The sequence below is a fragment of the Komagataeibacter melomenusus genome (assembly GCF_013155395.1).
In the GTDB taxonomy this organism is placed as follows: Bacteria; Pseudomonadota; Alphaproteobacteria; order Acetobacterales; family Acetobacteraceae; genus Komagataeibacter; species Komagataeibacter melomenusus.
In genome coordinates, this window is record NZ_JABJWC010000123.1 from 1 (window position 1) to 471 (window position 471).

The 471-nt window shown below is 55.8% G+C and carries 1 protein-coding gene; it reads left to right on the forward strand.

Features of this window, described 5'->3' with window-relative positions:
• On the forward strand, positions 1 to 471 hold a 471-nt coding region (locus tag HNW77_RS17350), incomplete at both ends, for a lytic transglycosylase domain-containing protein (protein WP_172159344.1).

A 471-nucleotide genomic window follows, 5' to 3' on the forward strand; every position in this document is an offset into this window, starting at 1 on the left:
GGGAAGCACCGCGCCGACTTCGCGAGCCACAGGGGTTTATCCGCACGCGATCTACGATCAGTCGAAGAGTGGCGCGGCTGGTCAAGTATTCGGCGATCCTATCGGCGCCCAGTCTCTGCGCAATCGTATGTTCTCGCCGCAGCGCAAGGCCGAGCCGATAAATGTCCCATCGTACATCAATGATATCATCAAAGATGCGTCTAAGATGTACAACGTTCCTGAGCTGGACATCAAGAAGCTCATATACACAGAAAGTCGATTCAATGCCAGAGCGACCAGCGAAGCCGGAGCTAAAGGCCTCATGCAGCTGATGCCGGAAATCGCCAAGGCGTATGGAATCACCGATGTGTATGACCCGCGCCAAAACATCCTCGGTGGAACGCGCCTATTGCGGGAAAACCTGGACCGGGCCAAAGGCGACATGCGATTGGCACTGACCTATTACCATGGCGGCCTCGACCCGAAGAACTG